The following is a 2,658-nucleotide window of genomic DNA, read 5'->3' as shown; positions in this document are numbered from 1 at the left end:
CTAAGCACCGACATGGAAAAGGCTTCACCCGCCGCGCCGCCTTCCGCCGCCACGACTCGGCAACGGGCAGCCGGTGAGCGCCAGTATCCCGACAAGCTCGACGCCGCGCTGCTGCGGGTCGCCGGAGTATGCATCCTCGCCACGGTGATGTCGATTCTGGACGGCGCCGTCGTCAGCGTCGCCCAGCGCACCTTCATCAACCAATTCGCGTCCACGCAGGCGGTGGTCGCGTGGACGATGACCGGCTACACGTTGGCCTTGGCGACAGTCATCCCCTTAGCGGGCTGGGCGGCCGACCGGTTCGGCACCAAACGGCTGTTCATGGGCTCCGTTCTGGCGTTCACGCTGGGCTCGATGCTATGCGCGCTGGCGCCGGACATCCTGCTGCTCATTGTCTTTCGGGCGGTGCAGGGCATCGGGGGCGGCATGCTGTTACCGCTCGGCTTCATGATCCTGGTTCGCGAGGCGGGCCCCGGGCGACTCGGCCGCCTGATGTCGATCCTGAGCATCCCTATGCTGCTCGCCCCGATCTGCGGGCCCATCCTGGGAGGTTGGCTCATCGACACCACCGGCTGGAGATGGATCTTTCTGATCAACATGCCGATCGGCCTCGTCACGATCACCCTTGCGGCGATCGTGTTTCGCAAAGATCAGCCGGCGCGGTCGGAATCGCTCGACGTCGTCGGGGTGCTACTGCTCTGCCCCGGCTTGGCGACGTTTTTGTTCGCGGTGTCGTCCATCCCGGGTCGCGGCTCCGTCGCAGATCGGCACGTGTTGATACCGGCGACGGTCGGCCTGACGCTGATCGTGTGCTTCGTCCTGCACGCCTGGTACGGGACCGATCACCCGCTCATCGACCTACGGCTGTTCACGAACCGCGTTGTCACCCACGCCAATGTGACGATGACGGTGTTCGCGGTCGCGTTCTTCGGGGCAGCATTGTTGCTTCCGAGCTATTTCCAGCAGGTGTTGCACCAGACGGCGATGCAGTCCGGTGTGCACATGATCCCGCAGGGGCTCGGCGCGATGCTGACCATGCAACTGGCCGGCCCGATCGTGGACCGGCGGGGGCCAGGCAAGGTCGTCCTGGCCGGCATCGCGCTCATCACCGTCGGCCTGGGCGCCTTCGCCTACGGGGTGGCCAGGCAATCCGACTACCAACCCATACTGCTGACCGGGCTGACGATCATGGGCCTCGGCATGGGGTGCACCATCATGCCTCTGTCGGTAGCGTCGGTGCAGGCGCTGGCCCCTCACCAGATCGCCCGCGGCTCGACGCTGATCAGCGTTCTGCACCAGGTGGGCGGCTCGGTCGGGACTGCGCTGATGTCGATGATCCTGACGAGCCAGTTCAACCGCAGCCAAAACATCCGCGCCGCGAACAAAATGGCATTGCTTCAGCAGAGCTCGGCCAAACTCCATGTGCCGCTTGACAGGTCCGCCTTGCCGAAGCGGGTCTTCACCCACCATTTCACCGGCGAATTGCTACACGACCTCTCGCATGCCTACACCGCCGTGTTCGCGCTCGCGGTGGTGCTGGTGGCATCCACCCTCATCCCTGCCTGGTTTCTGCCGAGACGCCCAGCCGGCGAGTTCCTCACTGTCATCGAGTGATTGGACCGCACCCGCTACGGCAGGCCGTGCGAAATAACCGCACGGCCTGCCGCCGATTCGTTGGCGAGGGGCGCCGGGCTGGCGTCAGCTGACTCCGTTCACACTGGCGGAGAACGAGTTGACCGACGCCCCGACACTCCCGCTCCAAGGCTCGAAGCCGGCCTGGATGCTGGTCAGGTACCAGGAGTTGTTCACTGCCGGCTCGTAGGTTTCGGTCTTGTCGATGAAATCCAACACGTTCATGTTGTTCCAGGACTGTATCGGGGTATCCGCGACGTAGGACACCACCTGGTTCTGGCCGTTGTCGCCTTCCCACACCGCGAACTGCTTGCCGTCGATGGTGGCTTGACCCACATCGGAGCCGACCGGCTGGATGGGGCCGGAATGGTTGAACCAGATCATGACCTCCTGATGGTTTACCGTGGATGTGTTCGGCGTGGGATTCAGCCAGATGTCGTAGGACGCGTCGTAGGTGCCACTCTTGGGGTAGGTGTAACTGATGCTGCTGGTCGCGGTCTGGATCTGGCTCAACTGATCCGGCAAGGGGCTGTTGGGGGAAATGTTGTTGTAGGCCCCGCCCAGATAGGCCGACGGGTAGGCCAACGGCGCTCCGTCGGTGGGGGCGGAGCCGGTCTCGCCGGTGATGGTGAATCCGGTGGAGCTGACGGCGATCGTCTGCTGCCCCGAGCCGATGTTGTACGCGTTGTTCTGGACCACGTAAGAGTTCTGAATCGTCGTTGACCCGTACTGCTGGGAGATCACCGTGGTGTACCCGCCCGTGCCGGTGCCGGTCGTGGTCCCACCCGTGCCGGTGCCGGTCGTGGTCCCACCCGTGCCAGTGCCGGTCCCGGTCCCACCCGTGCCGGTGCCGGTCCCGGTTCCACCCGTGCCAGTTCCCGTCGTGGTCCCGGTTCCACCCGTACCGGTTCCGGTCCCTGTTGTGCCGCTGCTCACGGTGACAGAGTGGCCGTCCACGAGCAGATGCGTTGGCGCCACGTAGCTCCCGGTCTGACTGGCCTGGAAGCCGATGGTAACCGATTGACC

Annotated in this window: 2 protein-coding genes; one reads left to right on the top strand and one right to left on the bottom strand. The window is 64.7% G+C overall.

Annotation, left to right across the window (positions count from 1 at the left end; all coding sequences use genetic code 11):
- Positions 1 to 1,614 (top strand): DHA2 family efflux MFS transporter permease subunit (locus AC2VOK_RS19305; protein WP_428901903.1); only part of this gene is annotated, 1,614 nt, incomplete at its 5' end.
- A gap of 84 nt (positions 1,615 to 1,698) precedes the next feature.
- On the opposite strand, the gene AC2VOK_RS19300 is transcribed toward AC2VOK_RS19305, so the two are convergent.
- The coding region (locus tag AC2VOK_RS19300) for a GH12 family glycosyl hydrolase domain-containing protein (RefSeq protein WP_428901902.1) at positions 1,699 to 2,658 on the bottom strand (960 nt) is incomplete at its 5' end.

Source organism: Mycobacterium sp. TH-M116 (assembly GCF_057473685.1).
Note: the sequence above shows the minus strand (reverse complement) of the source record. Positions and strands in the feature narration are given on the sequence as shown.